This window comes from Paenibacillus sp. SER-28 (assembly GCF_052906305.1).
Map to the genome: position 1 here is coordinate 156,857 of NZ_JBRECM010000004.1, position 16,595 is coordinate 173,451.

The window sequence follows — 16,595 nt, forward strand, 5'->3', positions numbered from 1 at the left end:
ACATGTTCCGTTATAAATTTCTGGATTTGAACAGCTCCAGCAATTCTAGAACCAGATCCTTCATGGTAACCGTGGACATCAGATGATCCTCGGCATGCATTAGAAGGAGCGAGAAAGGGGTTTGGGTACCTCCCGCTTCCTTCTTAACCATTTGAAAATGGATATCATGCGCAGCACGTAAATCCTGCTTGGCTTGTTTGAGCAGTTCGTCCGCACCCTCTACATTCTCATTTCGGTATTCGGTCAGCGCCTGAATCACTTTACTGCGAGCGCTTCCACTATGAAGAATAAGTTGGAAACTAATTTGCTCTTCCGTCAGTTCGGCTATATTGACTTTATCCATTTTTGCGTTCCACCAGCTTCACTGCTTGCTCATAGGCTTTCTTACCGTCAACCATCCCGTAGGCCATCATGTCAATCACTTCTACATGAATACCATATTGGGCTGCTTCCTTTTCCAGCTGTCCTTTAAGAAAACTCATTTGCGGGCCAATCAATACTGCGTCAGCCTTAGCCATGTCTTCTGCCGCCTGATCTTGACCTACTGCCCAAATTTCAGCCTCGTCTCCGATGGACTTAGCATAATCCTGCATCTTAGTAACCAGCAAACTTGTAGACATACCTGAGCTGCACGCCAGCAAAATTTTCTTCATGATTGTTCCTTCCCTTCAAGGTCTGATTGGATGTTAACTACTAGAAAACGTTTACAGCGTAATTATAAATCCAGTTTTTTGATTTGTCTATACATTTAATATATATGTATAGACTTTTTTTTAAAATGACACTGTTTCTTCACTTTTTTTCTTGAAAATGAACGTGATCTCTTATCTTTAATCTCTCAATAGAATCGATTTTCACAATAAGAGGTTCTGCCAAATGATATGTTATTCGATTCTGTAAAATGTTAACATGAGCTTACGGAGTAAACTTGGTTGCTCCTCCGTAGCCAAAGAATAGCTGAGGTGAGAAGAGATGAGTAGAGATGAGAAGAGAAGAGTCAAAGTAAAACCAAGCAAGAGTTAGACCGGGTCGTGTTCATCGGCCGCACGTTTGAGGAGTACGTCCAAATGTTCAATTTGCACATTTCTGAACTTGTAGGCAAAAAGATTTTGGACTGTCCTGCGGGAGCATGTTCCTTCACCGCTCTGGGCACCAAAGCCTCGCTGGATATCACCGCAAGTGATATCGCCTACGATCACAAGATTGATGATCTGAAACGCAAAGGCCTATTGGATATTGAGCATGCAATGGAAACGCTAGAACGTGCAAAAGATAATTATGTTTGGAGCTGTTATGGAGATGTGCAAGGGCTTAGCGAGCAGCGCCATCAAGCACTCCAGGATTGCACGCAGGATATGAGGAAGCATCCAGAACGCTACGTTGCTGCGGTACTGCCGGAGCTTCCCTTTGAAGATGAACAGTTTAATATCGTGCTGTCTGCCCATTTTCTGTTTATGTATAGTGATCGACTCGACTATGAGTTTCATAAGAATACGGTACACGAACTGCTGCGAGTGGCTTCAGAGGAAGTCCGCATTTTTCCTCTGACCGATTTAACGGGAACTCGTTACGATCTGCTAGATCGTTTGATTCTTGAGCTGGAGGCAGAAGGCTTACGGGTGACAGAGGCCAAGGTTCCGTATGAGTTTATGCGTAACGGCAACTCTCTGTTAAGCATACGAAAGATATAGGGCAGGTTTAGGTGTAGAGGGAGCAAGCGATTAGCTTGCTCCCTCTCTGGTTATTGAGATGAAAATTAGAAAAATTTAGAATATTATGAAACATTCCTACATTTTTATCGTCTATATTATGGAATACCTTACGTATGAAGGTAAGATTTTTCGAAGCCCGAAGTTAAAAAAACAACTCACAAAGGAGCTTATGCATGTTAAAAAAGTTAGGATTAGCTGCATTGATTCTGGTTACTAGCCTCTCCGTTATGGGAACAGGCTGGGCCGCATCCGGCACAACAACCATTGAAGTTTCTAAAACTGCTCTGGATTACAACGTTGCTCGCCCGCTGAGCGATGGTGCTTTTCATGATGGCTTATTGGCTGCTGAAACATCTGCTGGAAACCTCGTGTATTACAATACCAAAGGAGAGAAAGCTTTCTCACTTCCCGCCGAGCTTAAACCCATTGGTGATTTTCATGAGCAGCGAGCCGTAGTCAAAAATACAAAAACAAATCTCTATGGATACATTAACACCAAAGGGACACTGGTCATCCCTTGCCAATATACCGAAGCCAATTTCTTTTCCGAAGGAAAAGCCAAGGTTACCATAGCAGACACCAAAGAAAATGCAATTATAGATCGAACGGGAAAAATCATTTCTCATTTTAAAGAAAATGGGGATTCAGAATATATATTTACGGACGATCTGGCTCTTGCCTACGCCCCCAACACTGGCAAGATCGGTTTTGTGAATGCCTCTGGTCAACTAGCAATTCCTTATAAATATAAATACAGTCGTGGTTTCTCGGATGGCTTGGCTATTGTTCAGAATAGCAAAGGGCTATACGGATATATCAATACAGCAGGAAAAGAAGTTATTCCTCCTCAATATAAATCCGGTGGAGACTTCTCGGAAGGATTGGCCCCGGTGCAAAATACTAAGGGAAAATGGGGATTCATCAACAAACAGGGAAAAGTCGCGATTCCCTTTAAATTTACGGATGCCCAGGATTTTAGTGAAGGCCTGGCGAGTGTGAAAAATGCAAAAAACGAAGTCGGATTTATTGATAAAAACGGAACGCTGGTCATTAAATATCAACAAAAATATGATGTTACCTCTCCGTTCAAAGAAGGCTTAGCTTTAGTCGGTAAACAAACACAATCATCCGTCTCAGACGGCAAATTCGGTTACATCAATCGTCAAGGGCAACTGCTAACTAAACTTGAGTACAGATCCGAATCTTCTTCCTTCTCCAATGGCTATGCTGTTGCTTTTATCAAACCAGGCAAAGCGTTTATTATATCTAAACATTCCGTTTCAAAATAAAAAAGACGACCCCGGAGGCAGATCGAGTGGATCTGCTTCCGGGGTCATTAGATTTTCAATATCTTGTATACAATTAGTCGTGTGTGTAGAATTTTACCCCAGGCAGATCTGCTGCCACCCACGAATAATTAATGGTATTACTGTTGTAATTTTTGGTCCCCGCCTGTGCAACCTGTACCTCCTTCAAAATCGTGATCGATGAACCCTTCGGTCTGACAACAACCACATGACCATGCCCATCTGCTTTTTTGATTCCGATGGTAGGATACCCGAGATTTGCTCTTTTTTGAGCATCCTGAAAGGTTACAGTGTACCATCCCGGCGCATTGTTGCCCAGTAAAGCATCAGCCATTTGATTGGCTAAGCCACTTGGCAGGGAAGCCGACATCGCAGACATCACATCTTGTGCAAAAATATTACACTTCGTTCCACCTACTGGCGAATACTTTTTGTTCGTTTCTACCTTAAAACCGTCAATTACAGATGCGTAAGTACTTGCACTTCTAGCCATTGAAATTCCCCCTGAATATAAGTTGTAGAGGAAACGACGGAGTCGCTTGAACATCTGAATGGCTCCACATTCATTGATGTTGGCCTCAATTCCCTCTCAACTATTAGGGTGATTTCCGGCTTACTTTAACAACGTAATACTACAAAAAATTAACCTCATTCTCATAACTGAAGGCTTTCTTCACTGATTACGGTTGGAACGATAAGCTCAGGAGTAGTCGTAGGCTTAGCTTGTGTTAAATAGTCTGCTGCCCCCATCATCAGAGCGATGCCGATAAATAGCACGACCCAATTACGATTCTTTTTCATCATCTGTACCTCTCATTCTTCACTGCGCCCGTTCAGCCACTTGAACCAATGGAGCAGATGGCTGAATCGGTATTCATGCTGCGAAGCGTACGTCCATACTTCTGGCTCTTCACCGGGCTCCTTCCAGACGAGCATGGAAAAGTGACCCTCTTCCTCGCTCGCAACCGATAGCAGCGAAAGACGATCATCTCCGAATCGGTATGGAGCCGATTCCACCCAGTAATTCCGCATATCGCTGATCCAGCTGCGGAACTGCTCTGTACCTGCAATCCGCAGGACTTCATCAGGTAGGAGCAGATGCTCGTCGATATCCTTCCAATCCCCCGCATATCGGTACCGCGCTGCCAGCATTGGACTGAGTGGTCGGATTTTACCGGGAGCCAACGTAGGCATATAGGCGACGGGAACGACCGGACCGATACTCTGGATAGCATAAGACCGAGCTTCCTCCTCACTCATTCCGTAAGACATAGCCTCCACGAGAAAATCGTTCCGTCTTACACCAAACTGATGCTGATACTGTGACATTTCATCCTGTAGCTCCAGTACCATACCCTGTGCCGTTTCTGTTCCGATCATTCCCAAACACCTCTCATTCCAAAATATAGTCGTGCAATTCCCGTTGCGCTCGATACTTTGCCCAATTGAATTCAGGCCAAGCCGATTCTTCTCTCGTCATGCTCGTCAAACGGGCTTGTAAAAACTCATCTAGTGATCCATGTTCCTTACGACTAAAGTCAATCAGCAGCGGAATCGCGTCTGCCGATAGCTCACTCAAATATTCCTTATCTATCACCGATGTCGTGCGATACCGTTCGAGATTATTTTCAGCAATCCGTATATCAATGCCCACATAGTTCACGACGACATAGGCGACCAGAGCGAGTACAATATAATATTTCGCCAACGGCAGTTGACGAAAATGAATGCGCATTGCTGCAATAAGCAGTAGCAAGCCCAGAAAAATCATAAACGCGTGTACCAAATAGCGGGTGTACGTATAGCCGTATGCTTCTTCGTACATAACCAGCCGGGTATATCCCGAATACAGCATCACACCCGAACAACCCACGAGTATGTACAGCAGGCCACTGTTCATTTTTTGCACTATACCTGAGCCAAATTCAGTCCACTTCAATACACTGATCATCAGCACAAAGTTGATACCTGTTACCATAACCAGCTCCCCGAATCCTCTTCTCGCATATTCGGCATACGAGGTTCCTTCGGGCAGAGCACCTTCCCATGCACCAAACAAATATCCAAACTGCAACACGACGAACACAACATACACCAGATTCATGACAATCAGCACCGTAGCGGTAATGACAGGGTCAAATTTAATCGCGACCGGCTCGTGGTAAGGCACCGTTGGTCGGTCAATCATCACTGAAGAGTGACCATCATGCTCGGTGGTTTGGCCATTCGTGCGCTCATTTAACCCGTGCCATGATTGGGTCTCTCTCTGCGTATTACGCGGAGCAGGCTGTACAAATCCCCACAAATAACAGAAGAAACAGAAGGTGAAAAAGCAGGTCCAGATCAGCCGCAGCATGCCATTCCCAAAGGACAGCGTTCCGATCCATTCGGGTACTCCAGCTAACAACTTTTCGAACATCCCATCCGCCGAAGCCAGCAAAGATATAATAATGAACAGTAGCGGCAAGGCAATAAGTAAACCGATCAGCACTTTTCCCAATACACGCTTACGCTCATCCTTTACATTTCGAAGGGCTACTGTCTTGACCATCCGAAAGGGGGTCACGATATGATGAAAGTTTTGATAAAACCAATGGCTTAACGCCTGACCGATAATACCGGGTTCTGACCAGCCATGCCTTTTCTCCCCGAACAGCAGCACCATATGTACGCTAATCAGAGCAGGTATCGCCAGCGCATTTAACACGTATAGGACCGGATTATTGAACAGCGCGTATGTCAATGCCAGCATGAAAATGATCACAAACAGCAAACGCCCTATCCATGATCTGGACTGGAAACGATCTCGGTTAAAGGCATACATATAGGCGTAAAACCCAATAACAAAAATTGGCATAGACACGCCCAGCCCATGTCCGTAAAACAGATATTGATGAACCAGCGCCAACACAATTGCGCCAGCAAAGGCGGACAGAAACGACGTTTTCGGCAAAGACGTTCCATTCATCTTGTCATGCATGGTAAATACCTCCACAAATATGCTTTATAACCCTTATTGTAGATGATAAAATAAGAAGATAAAGAGAAATTAATTCAAACAAAATTTCCTATTTTATAAAAGTGACTACGCTTTCAATCAAATATAGGGGAAACGGAGCAACCTTGAATGAAACTCCATGCCCAATTTTTACGGCTTCACTCACACGCAGCTGACAACAAGGACGAAAACCATACCATAGAGACGACGCTGGATGAGCTTGCGGCTATTTTTGACTGTACTCACCGCAACGCCTTGATGATCATTCAGAAAATGGAGCAGCATGACTGGATACAATGGACTCCCCGCCGAGGCAGAGGTCGTCGCTCCAGTCTGCGCTTCCTCATTCAACCGGAAGACATTGCCGTGCAATCCATGATGCAAGCCATAGACCGCCATGATATCAAACGCGCGCTGGATGAAATTCGAGTTCATTCACGCTCCTCCACCATGCAGGAGCATTTGCAAGGCTGGTTGCTGAATTATTTTGGGCATCACGCAGAGGTGCGCAGTGATCAGCAGCAGATCGACACGCTGCGTCTGCCTATTCGCCAGCAGCTCTATACGCTGGACCCGTTGTATTTGAACTGGCTCGCCGAGTCCTTCGTATCCAGCCACGTCTTTGATGGTCTGGCCCGCCGGGCGAACGAAAGCGGCGAGATTTTGCCAGGATTGGCGCACGCTTGGGAGGTGGATACCACTCGTACACAGTGGACCTTTTTCCTGCGTAAAGAAGTGCTGTTTCATAACGGAAAAATACTGACCGCTGAAGACGTCGTCTATACCTTTGAGCGACTGAGTCGGGCACCGGGAAGGAGACTTTACCATTTTATCGTCCGGCAAATTCAGCACGTCCAGGCGCTAAGTCCAACGATAGTACGCTTCGTACTAAAGGAGCCGAACGAGCTGTTTCTATCCTTCCTGTGTACCAGCCGGGCTGCGATTGTGCCGCGTGAGCTTAATCAGGTGGGTGAAGCCGCCTTTGGCATCCGCCCTGTCGGTACAGGGGCATTCAAAGTCACGGAAATGAACGAAAGCCTGTGTACACTGGAGGCTTTCGCACCTTATTTTCAAGGCCGGGCTCATCTGGACCGAGTGGAAATTGTCCAACTCCCATGGGCGACTAAGCTGGAATCGTCGGATACGGAAGACACCACTTCTTCTTTTCACATTATCCATAATCCCGTATCGGCGGGAGATACGGATACCGCATGGAGCCAGATTCACTCGGCGGCTTCGGTACGCAAATTTATCACATGTAATACACATAAGGATGGACCACTACGCAATCCAGAAATACGTGCCCGCATTGTAGCATGTCTCGATCATCGCTCCCTTCCTCCAGCAGTGGATTCATCTAACGATTCTTATGAACCTCTGGCGGCGCTGCAAATTGCTACCATTCCCGAGTATAAAGCAGACGCAGACCGGGTTGCGGCTCAGCTCGAATCCTGTGGGTATACCTGTAACATCGTGGCTGCATCTATGAACGAATTCAAAAGCTCATCTATCCGTATGGAGTCAGACTTAATCATCTTTTCTCTCTTTCGTGACCGTGATGAGCAATTACGCCTGTTTGACTTGTATCTCAATGTATCTGGGCATGTGGAGCCTCATAGCCGTGTGGATATCGAAAGACTGCTGCGTGAAATTGCACGGGAGGCCGATCATACTGTTAGGGCGCAGCAATTCGAACATATCGAAACTCGGCTCATGGATGAGCACCAGCTGCATATTTTATATGAAAAGCCCGTTCAGACGGCCTATCTCCCTTCTGTGCGTGGCGTATCTTTTAACAGTCAGGGCTGGGTGGATCTGCGTCATGTCTGGTTTCCGCCTGCTCAACTTCCAACTCCTCAATCTTGACGGCAAAAAGTGCTCCTTCAAATGCACTTCACATCAAAAAAAGGTATCCTCTTCTTCATAAGAGAATACCTTTTTGAATGCCGCTTTCTAGATCCTCTAAGCGGATGGTTCAAGGGATGAAAAAGCCCATCCCCCCAACCCATGACTGTGGACGTCGCTAGGATCTTCCATAGGGGGGGTAACGGGTGAAAAATTCAATAGGACAAAAACATTAAATGCGAGCAGAGAAAAAACGATCTTTTTTATCATGGATGTACTCTACCTCTCCAAGTAAGTTTTTATATTCCTCTTTGTCCTCAGAAGTGGCAGTATGCCGATACTTTTCAAATAGTCCTACACATTTAATGGTGACAGGATTACCATTCAGCACTACAGAATAGGAAAGACTCTCAAGCAAGAATTTCATGCCTTTGGTATAACGGTGTTTGTTGAGATCATAACAAGCCATCTCTGCCAAAAATCGTGCATAAAGATCTGCTGACATTTGCTCCGTATAGGTGCCTACCTTGACATGCTGATCTGCAAATGCCTCAATTTGTTTTTCAAAGTGCAACAGTACATGATCTACATTAAAATCATAACGGTTGGCCGCTACCATAATTTTATGCAACCCCACCAGAATTTCGCCTTCGTTTTTTTCCAAATAATCCACATATTGTGGAATCACATCCAGGCTGCCTGACATCAACTGATATAAATACCCGTTGGCCTCAGCCCAGTTGCTACAAAGGGCCTTTAAACGCCGAGCTTCTTCCGTATCCTCTTGCACCCAGCTCAAATCAGAGTATAGGGATACAAATTCCAGTGCCTTATGATAATCCCCGCGCTCATCCCACACCCCGGCACGCAGCACGTAAGAATATACAATATACATAAACAAAGGACCCTTAGGTTCCTTGCCACGCTCCGGTCTTCTGGTATTTCCGTATTTTTGCTCGTATTGTACCTTGGCTTTTTGAGCCATTTTTTCAGCAAACCATTCTACTTTATCCCAACGCCGCAAGGAGGCATAGGTATTAGCCAGGTCTCTTAAGGCATCCAGTTGGTCTGCTTCACCCAGTCGGTCCACAAAGCTTTCGAAGTGTGTGGCTGCCCATAAATTTCCGTCCTGGTCATCGCCAACGGCAATCGTAAATAAACGATATTGGCAGAGCGCCAGACGCTCTGAATGTTGGTACTTCTCACTTTCCGAAACATTTTTATAAATAATTGCCGCAGCCTCAAGCTTACCTTCACTGAATAATTCTTCTGCTGTCTCAAACAAAGCTGGGGCGTATATGAGATAGTCCATCATAAACTCCACGACTTGCTTAATACAATCCAGTTTGTTCAGCTCTGCACAGCGATGCAAAAAGGGACGAACCCGTCGCCAATTCGGTGCCGTATTCCGTATAAATTCATCAATGTATAACTCATAGAGGCTCCCTTCTTCAAGCCCCATGCCTGCACCAATCCGATCCAACAGCAGCATCGCAATCGGACGATTACCGTTAATAATGGCACTGATTGTTCCTGCATTAATACCTGTGTTCTCCCCAAACTTACTAATCGTAATTCCTTCTCGTCTGATGTACTGCTCCAGCTCTGCGCGAATTGTGGTTGTTTCCTTCAAATCAGGCACCCCCAGGGATTACTTGCATGATTACAATACAAAAAAAGAAAATTCCCGTGAATATTCCCTTAATTATACAAAAGAAAGACCACTTAGCCAACTGCTCAAGTAAATTTATATCAAAAAATTCAATAATTCTCCGAATTGCCGTATACTACGGGGAGGTGAGCCGAACAGCTACACCCAATCGGTACGCAGGAAAGGATACGACAAATGGACAACACCCCTACAACAGAACAAGAGATTGCACAATGGATGGTCGCGCAGATCCGTGAAGTGGGCACCCTGAAACAAGAAGATGCAATTGCATATGTACGCTCTGAGTATGGAGAGCAGTATGTGTTTATAAGCGAGCATGGTCATGTATCTCTGGAAAAAGAAATCAAAAAAGCATTCCGCAAGCTTCATGGTGGCAGAATTGCCTGGGATCGTGACGGATTTCTCTGGGCCTGGACTTAACAAGCAAAGCATCTGCCCTAGGCAGGTGTTTTTTTAATCATTTATCCATATATCCTCTGGAGTCGGTTAATTTCTTCCTTCACAAACTGTCGGAGTGTTACAGGCTGTTTCAAGTTCGCCGTATAACCCTCCATTAAATAAATTCCGCCCTTCGGGCCGGATGCGGTAACAATCGGAACGCCGGCTTCAGCCAGGAGATCGATGTCCCTGTAAATAGAGCGTACAGAGGTTTCCAGTGCCAACGCCAATTCTTTGGCCTTCATTCTCCCTCTAGATTCGATACATAATAAAATCGCGATTAAACGATGCAGTCTCACAATCATACCTCCACAATAGATGGGTAACCCGAACCTTGAAAAGATGATGCAAAGATTGTTGACACCCTGTTGGCAGTAATAGGTGTGTATCATAGAAGTAAAGGGGTGTAATGGATGATGAATATTGGAATATTGGGGACGGGATTCGGCGCGTATCATGCCTCACTGTTAAACAACCATCCCAAAGTAAACAGAATCATGGTATTTGGAAGGAACGAAACCAAGCTGCAAAAGCTGAAAGAGGAGCTAAACGTAGAAGTCACACAAAATATAGAGGATATTCTGCTGGACCCAGACGTGGATATCGTCGATCTATGCCTGCCCTCCCAGCTGCATAGGTCCTATGCCGTGGATGCGCTGAAGCACGGTAAGCATGTATTTTGTGAAACACCGGTTTGCTTTGATCTCGAAGACGCTCTTCTTATGCAACAAGCTGAGAAGCAATATGGCAAAAGGATTCTGGTCAACCAGTTCATTAAGTTTGATCCCGCCTATACCTATCTGTATGAGGCATACCGCCAACAGAAATACGGGAAGCTCATCTCCTTATCTTTGAAAAGAGAAACGCCTCCTCTGTGGGGGGATCTTGGACTAAGCTCCATTCCTACTCAGTTCATGAAAGGCCAAGCTGGTATTTCATGAAAGTGACGAAAACGATCTTATACCTACCGCATTATATGAGTATACCGCATCAGGACAGCAAAAAATCAACCTCGAATCTGCCAATCCATATGAAAAAAGTTTGGATCATGCACTTGAATGCTTTGGCGGACATTCGGAAAGCCTGATTCCACTGGAATCGGCTGTACAAGCGCTGAAAGTGGCTGTTGAGATTAAAGGCAGACTGGGGCAAGCCCAGCGTTAACCCCGTATTTTTTCTTATGCCTGTTCTTATCTACGGAAATCAGCTTCCTATAAGGAAGCTGTATCCGCAGGCAAGGAAACTTCGTCCGCGTAGTTCGTTGCCATAATCTTGGCTACCCCTGCCGGGTCGGTCGTCTGCCCCAACGCCCACATCATTTTCGTCACCAGCGCTTCCGTTGTCATGTCATACCCCGGAATAACGCCCTTCTCCAGTACCTTTTGTCCCACTTCGTAAATCGTCAAATCCCCGCCCTCATAAGGACATTGAGTAGTCACGACAATACTCATACCGTCCTTCATCAGCTCCTCGATTTTGCTGATCAGGCTTCTTTCTTTAAAAGGAACGCCACCCATACCAAAGCCCTCAATGACGATACCTTTATAGCCCAAGCCCTGAATGGCATCGAAAATCGCCGGATTCGTACCCGGAATCAGCCTGAGCAGGAATACCTCCGAAGCATACCCGTCGTTGTATGGGTGACGAGCGGTACCGCGATTTGCAAATACGCCCTCCGTATAGACCACCTTACCGTTCTCCACGAGTCCGATATACGGATAGTTAATACTCTCAAAAGCATTATAGCTGCGTGTTCTGATCTTCGAGCTGCGGCTGCCGTTAATAATTTTGCCGTTAAACACGACAAAAACCCCGGCCACCTCGCCACATGCGGTCAGGAATGAGTCGATTACATTTTTTTTGGAATCGCTGTGCTCCGCCAAAATGGAAACCTGCGAACCTGTCACGACGACGGGTTTGTCTACGGTTCCCAGCATGAAGCTCAAGGCTGAAGCCGTATAAGCCATCGTATCCGTGCCGTGTGCAATGACAATACCGTCGTATTGATCGAGCGAACGATGTACCATCCGGGCGATAGAAGCCCAATCCTCAGGTTGTGTATTTGTGCTATCAATGCTCATCAGATTATGGGCATCAATCTCGCAAATCTCCTTCAGCTCCGGAATTTCCGCCAAAATATTTTCAGCCGATTGGGTCGGTGTCAGGCCGTTTTCCTGATAGGAGGAAGAAATGGTCCCTCCGGTATTAATGAACAAAACCTTTTTCATATGCCAATGTTCCTTCCCGATTACATCTTCACTGTATTGTTCTTAGAATTTATCATGAATAAGTGTGATAAGCTACTTTGCAATGGAAAAGAATTTGGGATATGAGGGGCCAAAAAAAGCACGACAAACAAGCGCGGGCTTTCCTTCCTCCTGCGACTTGTCTAACGTGCTTTTACTATAGGTGCAATACTCTACAGCGCTGCACATACCTATAACCCATCCACGTACTTCTTATGGGGATACAGGCTGCTCCTGTGGCGCTCTCTGCTGTACCAACGCTTTGCCCAGAAACTGCCGTGTCCGTTCTTCCTTCGGATTGGTGAAAAACTGCTCGACGGGTCCCTGCTCCACGATCACGCCATGCTCCATTAGTACAACCCGATCCGCTACATCTCTCGCAAAACCAAGCTCATGTGTGACAATAATCATCGTATTGCCTTCACTCGCCACCTTTTGAATCACGGACAACACTTCATCCACCAATTCAGGATCAAGTGAGGATGTCGGTTCATCGAACAACAACACCTGTGGATTTAGTGCTAAAGCACGGGCAATCGCAACTCGCTGCTGCTGTCCACCCGAAAGCTGGGCAGGATAATAAGTCATACGATCCTTTAACCCGACCTTTTCCAGAATGCCTTCACTGATCTCTCTCGCCTGCTTACGATCCAGCTTTTTCACACTGGTCAGACCAATCATCACATTGTGGAGTGCATTCAAATTTTTAAACAACTGATATTGCTGAAATACCATTGCCGTTGCCATCCGTAGTCCGAGAATGTCCTTTTTTCCCGCCTTGGCGGCATCGACCTTTACACCGTCAATTTCAATAACACCACTGGTCGGCTGTTCCAAAAAATTAATGCTGCGCAGCAGCGTGGACTTCCCCGATCCGCTTGGGCCCAGGATCACTACGACTTCTCCCTTGCCTACCGTCAGGTCTATGCCCTTCAACACGTGATGCTGTCCAAAATGCTTATGAATTTGATGAAGTTGAATCATACCCTTACTCACTTCTTTCGTAAATTCGAATACGCTTCTCCAGCACGACAAGCCCGCGCTCAATAATAATGCACACCAACCAGTAAATCAGAGACACCGCAACATATACCTCAAAAAAAGCCAACGCTCGCGCGCCCATAATTTTAGCCTGTCCCATCATATCGACGACACCGATCATAAAAATAAAAGACGTATCCTTCACCGTACTGATCAGCGTGTTTCCCAAATTGGGCAAAGCGACCGTCAACGCCTGCGGCAATACAATTTTGAGCATAATTTGTGTTTGGCTCATACCGATGGAATTAGCAGCCTCAAATTGTCCCCGGTCGACTGAATGAATCGCCGCCCGGAACGTCTCCGACAAATATCCCCCGAGGTTCAATGAAAATGAGAGCAACGCAAACAGCTCGGGCGGGATGACATAGACATTGAATTGCTGTAAGAATCCATATTCGCTCTGGAAATAATACAGAAACTTGGGTATTCCGTAATATACGAGAAACAGCTGCACAATGAGCGGTGTTCCCCGAATGTACGAGACATACAACGTAGACAATGGCGCCAAGACAGGCACCTTGTATATCCGGATTAAGGCCGTAGCTAACCCGATGATCCCACCCAGCAGCATGGACACAAACGCAATCCATAAGGTCACGGGAAGATACTCGACGATCTGGGGAAGGCTTTTCAGCATATAATCAAGATCAAACAGCTTTTCCATAGGAACCCCACTTTACCCTTTACATTGTTATTACTGAGGAATAAATTCTCCACCTGTCCACTGCTCAGACAATTTTTTCAGTGTTCCGTCCGCTTTCAGCTCTTTAATAATCGGGTCGATTTTAGCTTTCAACTCTTCGCCCTGCTTATCCTTTTTGAACACCAGGTTGATGTTATCGCTTTGCACCGGCTCACCCACAGCTTCCACCTGCAAGCCTTCCTTCTTGATCGTTGCCGCCGCCATAACCGGATCATTCACATAAGCGTCCACTCGGCCATTTTGCACGTCTTGAAGGTTATCGGACGAAGTACCTGTATCATTGTATTTCAAAATAATTTTATTTCCGTTCTCCGCATTATACTGTTCCAGCAACTGTGTGTAGGAATCGCCTACCGAGGCTGCTACCTTCTTGCCTTCCAAATCCTTGAGGGAATGAATATCCGTTCTACCCTTTTTCACAATAATAACCGACTGAGCCGAGAAATAGGACTCATCCGAGAACAAATACTTCTTCTCACGTTCAGGATTTTTGGCAACTTCATCGGCGATCATCTGAACTTTATTTGAATCTAGTGCAAGGAATATCGCATCCCAGCCCGAAGGTACAAATTCAATCTTATAGCCGTCCAGCTTCTTGTCGATCTCCTTGACTACTTCCACATCGTATCCAGTCAGCTCGTTTTTATCATTCGTAAAAGCAAACGGTGGGTAGTCATTTTGTGTGCCGACATAGATTACCTTATCCCCCGATGCCGCATCCTTCGAGGAACATCCACTCAAGGCACCCGTTAATAACACAAGAGATAGGCCAATCGCTGCTACCAAAGCAGATTTCTTCATATTATGACATCCCCTTTTTAATATCCAAGTAATTTACTATGATTTTATATTATAACGGGTTATTCAAATAATACAACAAGTAAATTTCATATTGATTATTTAGCTATATGTTGCACAAAAAAAGGACCCTTGCGGGTCCAATGTCATCCATGAAGCGAAAAACGCTCTGCTGGATGTTCCGGCAAAATGGACGAGATCAACCGTCGTACAGCCGGATGAGCAGATTCAAAAATCTGATCCTTCTCATCACAGCGCTCGATCAGTCTCCCCTGCTCCATCACAGCAATGCCATCGCAGACAGCATAAGCTGCCCGAATATCATGCGTGATGAACAGATATGACAATCCAAACGAAGATTTCAGTTCTCCCAGCAGGGATAAAATATGCATCTGGTGAACCATATCGAGGCTGCTGACGGACTCATCCAGCACGATCAGCTTTGGTTTGAGCGCAATCGCCCGTGCAATATTGATCCGCTGCAATTGTCCGCCACTGAACTGATGCGGATATTTAATCCGATCCTCTGGCTTGAGGCCGACCCGTTCCAGTAGGCTTTCGACCGTTCTTTTTTGTTCCTGCACCGATAACCGTTCGTAATTGTCCAATGGCTCCCCAATAATCTGCCCGGCGGTCATTCGGGGGTTTACAGCAGAGTAGCAGTCCTGAAATACGACCTGCATATCCCGTCGCATTCCCCTGCGGACTTGAGGGCTCGCATTATAAATGTCCTGTCCCTGGAACAGCACCTGACCCTCCTGCGGCTTCTCCAGCCCCAGAATAACCTTGCCCAGCGTGCTTTTACCGGCTCCACTGGTTCCAAGTAAGCCTAGGCAAAACCCACTCTCTATAGTAAGTGAAACGTTAGCCAACACAGGGGGGCGTGGTTCAGAACGGCCCAGCCATTTGCGCCTTCCATAGCTATGAGTTACTTTCTTCACTTGTAGCATACGCATTCGCTCCCCTTTTGAAAGTGTAACTGTCGAACAGGCGACTAACCACCTACCTGATTCATGCCCCGAATGGACAACTTGGGTCTGACATGCAGCAGCATTTTGGTATACTCATCCTGCGGGTGATCGAACAACTGATGGACCTCAGCCTGCTCAACAATACGACCCTGCTGCATGACAGCCACTTCATCCGCTAATTGGGAAATGACGCCCAGATCATGCGAGATCAGCAAAATGGACGTATTGTATTCCGTACGCAAGCGATCCAGCTCTCTTAGCACCTGTAGCTGATTGACCACATCAAGCGCCGTCGTTGGTTCATCCGCAATAACCACTGCTGGCCGCAGGCACATGGAAATGGCAATCATGACCCGTTGCAGCATCCCGCCGCTCAACTGAAACGAATAACGCTTCATCAGCTTGGCTGGATCGGGCAAATTCATATTTTCCAGAGCCGTAATGGCAAGATCACGCGCCTGTCGTTTGGTTAATCCAGTGTGCGTACGGACCGTTTCCATAAACTGAGTTCCGATCGTATACACTGGCGTAAAGGCGCTCATCGGATTTTGCATAATAAACGCGATTTCCTTGCCCCGAATACGCCGCATTTCCTCGGCCGCCATTCCGTTCAGTTCACGCCCGTTCAGACGGACACTACCTTCCACGTCCATCGTCTGGCGATCCAGCAATTGGAGCAACGCTTTACAAGTCACCGTTTTGCCGCTTCCACTCTCACCGACAAGACCCAGAACTTGTCCCCTTTTCAGCTCAAAATGAGTTGGCTCCAGCAGAGATACCGCCCCGGCATCGGTTTTGAGCTTCACCTGTAAGCCGCTGACCTCCAGCACCTTCGCCCTGTCGTCCATCGTTGTAACTCACTCC

17 protein-coding genes and 2 pseudogenes are annotated in these 16,595 nt (G+C 46.3%); 5 read left to right on the forward strand and 14 right to left on the reverse strand.

Annotated features, from left to right (window positions below; translation table 11 throughout):
• Positions 1-10: 10 nt before the first annotated feature.
• Together ACUYLD_RS13175 and ACUYLD_RS13180 are read right to left on the reverse strand one after the other, a co-directional pair.
• Positions 11-343, reverse strand: coding sequence for a PTS lactose/cellobiose transporter subunit IIA (locus tag ACUYLD_RS13175; protein ID WP_013312602.1), 333 nt, complete (start codon positions 341-343; stop codon positions 11-13).
• Positions 336-653, reverse strand: a complete 318-nt coding sequence (locus ACUYLD_RS13180) for a PTS sugar transporter subunit IIB (RefSeq protein ID WP_013312603.1) — start codon at positions 651-653, stop codon at positions 336-338. The genes ACUYLD_RS13175 and ACUYLD_RS13180 overlap by 8 nt, the downstream gene beginning before the upstream one ends.
• A gap of 414 nt (positions 654-1,067) precedes the next feature.
• Between ACUYLD_RS13180 and ACUYLD_RS13185 the strand changes: the two genes are divergently transcribed.
• Positions 1,068-1,691, forward strand: a complete 624-nt coding sequence (locus tag ACUYLD_RS13185; protein WP_446675243.1) for an SAM-dependent methyltransferase — start codon at positions 1,068-1,070, stop codon at positions 1,689-1,691.
• A gap of 194 nt (positions 1,692-1,885) precedes the next feature.
• Positions 1,886-3,001, forward strand: coding sequence for a WG repeat-containing protein (locus ACUYLD_RS13190; protein WP_446675244.1), 1,116 nt, complete (start codon positions 1,886-1,888; stop codon positions 2,999-3,001).
• A 73-nt stretch (positions 3,002-3,074) separates the two neighbouring features.
• On the opposite strand, the gene ACUYLD_RS13195 is transcribed toward ACUYLD_RS13190, so the two are convergent.
• The 4 genes from ACUYLD_RS13195 to ACUYLD_RS13210 all read right to left on the reverse strand — a co-directional run bounded on the left by ACUYLD_RS13195 (position 3,075) and on the right by ACUYLD_RS13210 (position 5,999).
• Entirely contained in the window at positions 3,075-3,512 is a 438-nt protein-coding gene (locus ACUYLD_RS13195) for a hypothetical protein (protein WP_069012257.1), read from the reverse strand.
• A gap of 161 nt (positions 3,513-3,673) precedes the next feature.
• The gene (locus ACUYLD_RS13200) at positions 3,674-3,823 is read right to left on the reverse strand and encodes a hypothetical protein (protein ID WP_172828237.1); all 150 of its coding nucleotides are present in this window, start codon (positions 3,821-3,823) and stop codon (positions 3,674-3,676) included.
• Positions 3,824-3,832: 9 nt separating this feature from the next.
• Entirely contained in the window at positions 3,833-4,399 is a 567-nt protein-coding gene (locus tag ACUYLD_RS13205) for a hypothetical protein (protein WP_061829536.1), read from the reverse strand.
• 13 nt (positions 4,400-4,412) lie between these two features.
• On the reverse strand, positions 4,413-5,999 hold the full coding sequence (locus ACUYLD_RS13210) for a DUF4153 domain-containing protein (protein WP_446675245.1): 1,587 nt from the start codon (positions 5,997-5,999) through the stop codon (positions 4,413-4,415).
• Between the two features lie 147 nt (positions 6,000-6,146).
• On the opposite strand from ACUYLD_RS13210, the gene ACUYLD_RS13215 reads away from it, so the two are divergent.
• Positions 6,147-7,883: an ABC transporter substrate-binding protein gene (locus ACUYLD_RS13215; protein WP_446675246.1), complete on the forward strand. Its 1,737-nt coding sequence runs from the start codon at positions 6,147-6,149 to the stop codon at positions 7,881-7,883.
• A 211-nt stretch (positions 7,884-8,094) separates the two neighbouring features.
• On the opposite strand, the gene ACUYLD_RS13220 is transcribed toward ACUYLD_RS13215, so the two are convergent.
• The gene (locus tag ACUYLD_RS13220) at positions 8,095-9,495 is read right to left on the reverse strand and encodes a transcriptional regulator (protein ID WP_446675247.1); all 1,401 of its coding nucleotides are present in this window, start codon (positions 9,493-9,495) and stop codon (positions 8,095-8,097) included.
• 213 nt (positions 9,496-9,708) lie between these two features.
• Here ACUYLD_RS13220 and ACUYLD_RS13225 point away from each other — a divergent pair, with 213 nt between their 5' ends.
• A complete protein-coding gene (locus tag ACUYLD_RS13225) occupies positions 9,709-9,954 on the forward strand; it encodes a DUF6953 family protein (RefSeq protein WP_013312611.1) in 246 nt (81 codons plus the stop codon).
• Between the two features lie 104 nt (positions 9,955-10,058).
• On the opposite strand, the pseudogene ACUYLD_RS13230 reads toward ACUYLD_RS13225, so the two are convergent.
• Positions 10,059-10,217: pseudogene (locus tag ACUYLD_RS13230) on the reverse strand (helix-turn-helix transcriptional regulator); the annotation flags it as partial.
• A 168-nt stretch (positions 10,218-10,385) separates the two neighbouring features.
• Here ACUYLD_RS13230 and ACUYLD_RS13235 point away from each other — a divergent pair.
• A pseudogene (locus ACUYLD_RS13235) lies at positions 10,386-11,136 on the forward strand (Gfo/Idh/MocA family protein).
• Positions 11,137-11,183: 47 nt separating this feature from the next.
• On the opposite strand, the gene ACUYLD_RS13240 reads toward ACUYLD_RS13235, so the two are convergent.
• The 6 genes from ACUYLD_RS13240 to ACUYLD_RS13265 form a co-directional block, all read right to left on the reverse strand.
• Positions 11,184-12,200 (reverse strand): asparaginase, encoded by a 1,017-nt coding sequence (locus tag ACUYLD_RS13240; protein WP_029518796.1) that lies wholly within the window; start codon positions 12,198-12,200, stop codon positions 11,184-11,186.
• A 231-nt stretch (positions 12,201-12,431) separates the two neighbouring features.
• The gene (locus tag ACUYLD_RS13245) at positions 12,432-13,202 is read right to left on the reverse strand and encodes an amino acid ABC transporter ATP-binding protein (protein ID WP_250266967.1); all 771 of its coding nucleotides are present in this window, start codon (positions 13,200-13,202) and stop codon (positions 12,432-12,434) included.
• A 4-nt stretch (positions 13,203-13,206) separates the two neighbouring features.
• Entirely contained in the window at positions 13,207-13,923 is a 717-nt protein-coding gene (locus ACUYLD_RS13250) for an amino acid ABC transporter permease (protein WP_013312615.1), read from the reverse strand.
• Between the two features lie 30 nt (positions 13,924-13,953).
• Positions 13,954-14,763, reverse strand: a complete 810-nt coding sequence (locus tag ACUYLD_RS13255) for a transporter substrate-binding domain-containing protein (protein ID WP_039271912.1) — start codon at positions 14,761-14,763, stop codon at positions 13,954-13,956.
• Positions 14,764-14,906: 143 nt separating this feature from the next.
• Complete coding sequence (nikE, locus tag ACUYLD_RS13260) at positions 14,907-15,716, reverse strand: nickel import ATP-binding protein NikE (protein ID WP_254349863.1); 810 nt, start codon at positions 15,714-15,716, stop codon at positions 14,907-14,909.
• A 38-nt stretch (positions 15,717-15,754) separates the two neighbouring features.
• Positions 15,755-16,579 (reverse strand): ABC transporter ATP-binding protein, encoded by an 825-nt coding sequence (locus tag ACUYLD_RS13265; RefSeq protein ID WP_446675248.1) that lies wholly within the window; start codon positions 16,577-16,579, stop codon positions 15,755-15,757.
• Positions 16,580-16,595: the final 16 nt, after the last annotated feature.

What these genes read in the sequence shown, in the direction of transcription:
- ACUYLD_RS13180 (WP_013312603.1), bottom strand. Translation starts at nt 653, where the DNA reads ATGAAGAAAATTTTGCTGGCGTGCAGCTCAGGTATGTCTACAAGTTTG.
- ACUYLD_RS13225 (WP_013312611.1), top strand. Translation starts at nt 9,709, where the DNA reads ATGGACAACACCCCTACAACAGAACAAGAGATTGCACAATGGATGGTC.
- ACUYLD_RS13210 (WP_446675245.1), bottom strand. Translation starts at nt 5,999, where the DNA reads ATGCATGACAAGATGAATGGAACGTCTTTGCCGAAAACGTCGTTTCTG.
- ACUYLD_RS13185 (WP_446675243.1), top strand. Translation starts at nt 1,068, where the DNA reads ATGTTCAATTTGCACATTTCTGAACTTGTAGGCAAAAAGATTTTGGAC.
- ACUYLD_RS13215 (WP_446675246.1), top strand. Translation starts at nt 6,147, where the DNA reads ATGAAACTCCATGCCCAATTTTTACGGCTTCACTCACACGCAGCTGAC.
- nikE (WP_254349863.1), bottom strand. Translation starts at nt 15,716, where the DNA reads ATGCGTATGCTACAAGTGAAGAAAGTAACTCATAGCTATGGAAGGCGC.
- ACUYLD_RS13245 (WP_250266967.1), bottom strand. Translation starts at nt 13,202, where the DNA reads ATGATTCAACTTCATCAAATTCATAAGCATTTTGGACAGCATCACGTG.
- ACUYLD_RS13265 (WP_446675248.1), bottom strand. Translation starts at nt 16,579, where the DNA reads ATGGACGACAGGGCGAAGGTGCTGGAGGTCAGCGGCTTACAGGTGAAG.
- ACUYLD_RS13205 (WP_061829536.1), bottom strand. Translation starts at nt 4,399, where the DNA reads ATGATCGGAACAGAAACGGCACAGGGTATGGTACTGGAGCTACAGGAT.
- ACUYLD_RS13255 (WP_039271912.1), bottom strand. Translation starts at nt 14,763, where the DNA reads ATGAAGAAATCTGCTTTGGTAGCAGCGATTGGCCTATCTCTTGTGTTA.
- ACUYLD_RS13250 (WP_013312615.1), bottom strand. Translation starts at nt 13,923, where the DNA reads ATGGAAAAGCTGTTTGATCTTGATTATATGCTGAAAAGCCTTCCCCAG.
- ACUYLD_RS13175 (WP_013312602.1), bottom strand. Translation starts at nt 343, where the DNA reads ATGGATAAAGTCAATATAGCCGAACTGACGGAAGAGCAAATTAGTTTC.
- ACUYLD_RS13240 (WP_029518796.1), bottom strand. Translation starts at nt 12,200, where the DNA reads ATGAAAAAGGTTTTGTTCATTAATACCGGAGGGACCATTTCTTCCTCC.
- ACUYLD_RS13200 (WP_172828237.1), bottom strand. Translation starts at nt 3,823, where the DNA reads ATGATGAAAAAGAATCGTAATTGGGTCGTGCTATTTATCGGCATCGCT.
- ACUYLD_RS13190 (WP_446675244.1), top strand. Translation starts at nt 1,886, where the DNA reads ATGTTAAAAAAGTTAGGATTAGCTGCATTGATTCTGGTTACTAGCCTC.
- ACUYLD_RS13195 (WP_069012257.1), bottom strand. Translation starts at nt 3,512, where the DNA reads ATGGCTAGAAGTGCAAGTACTTACGCATCTGTAATTGACGGTTTTAAG.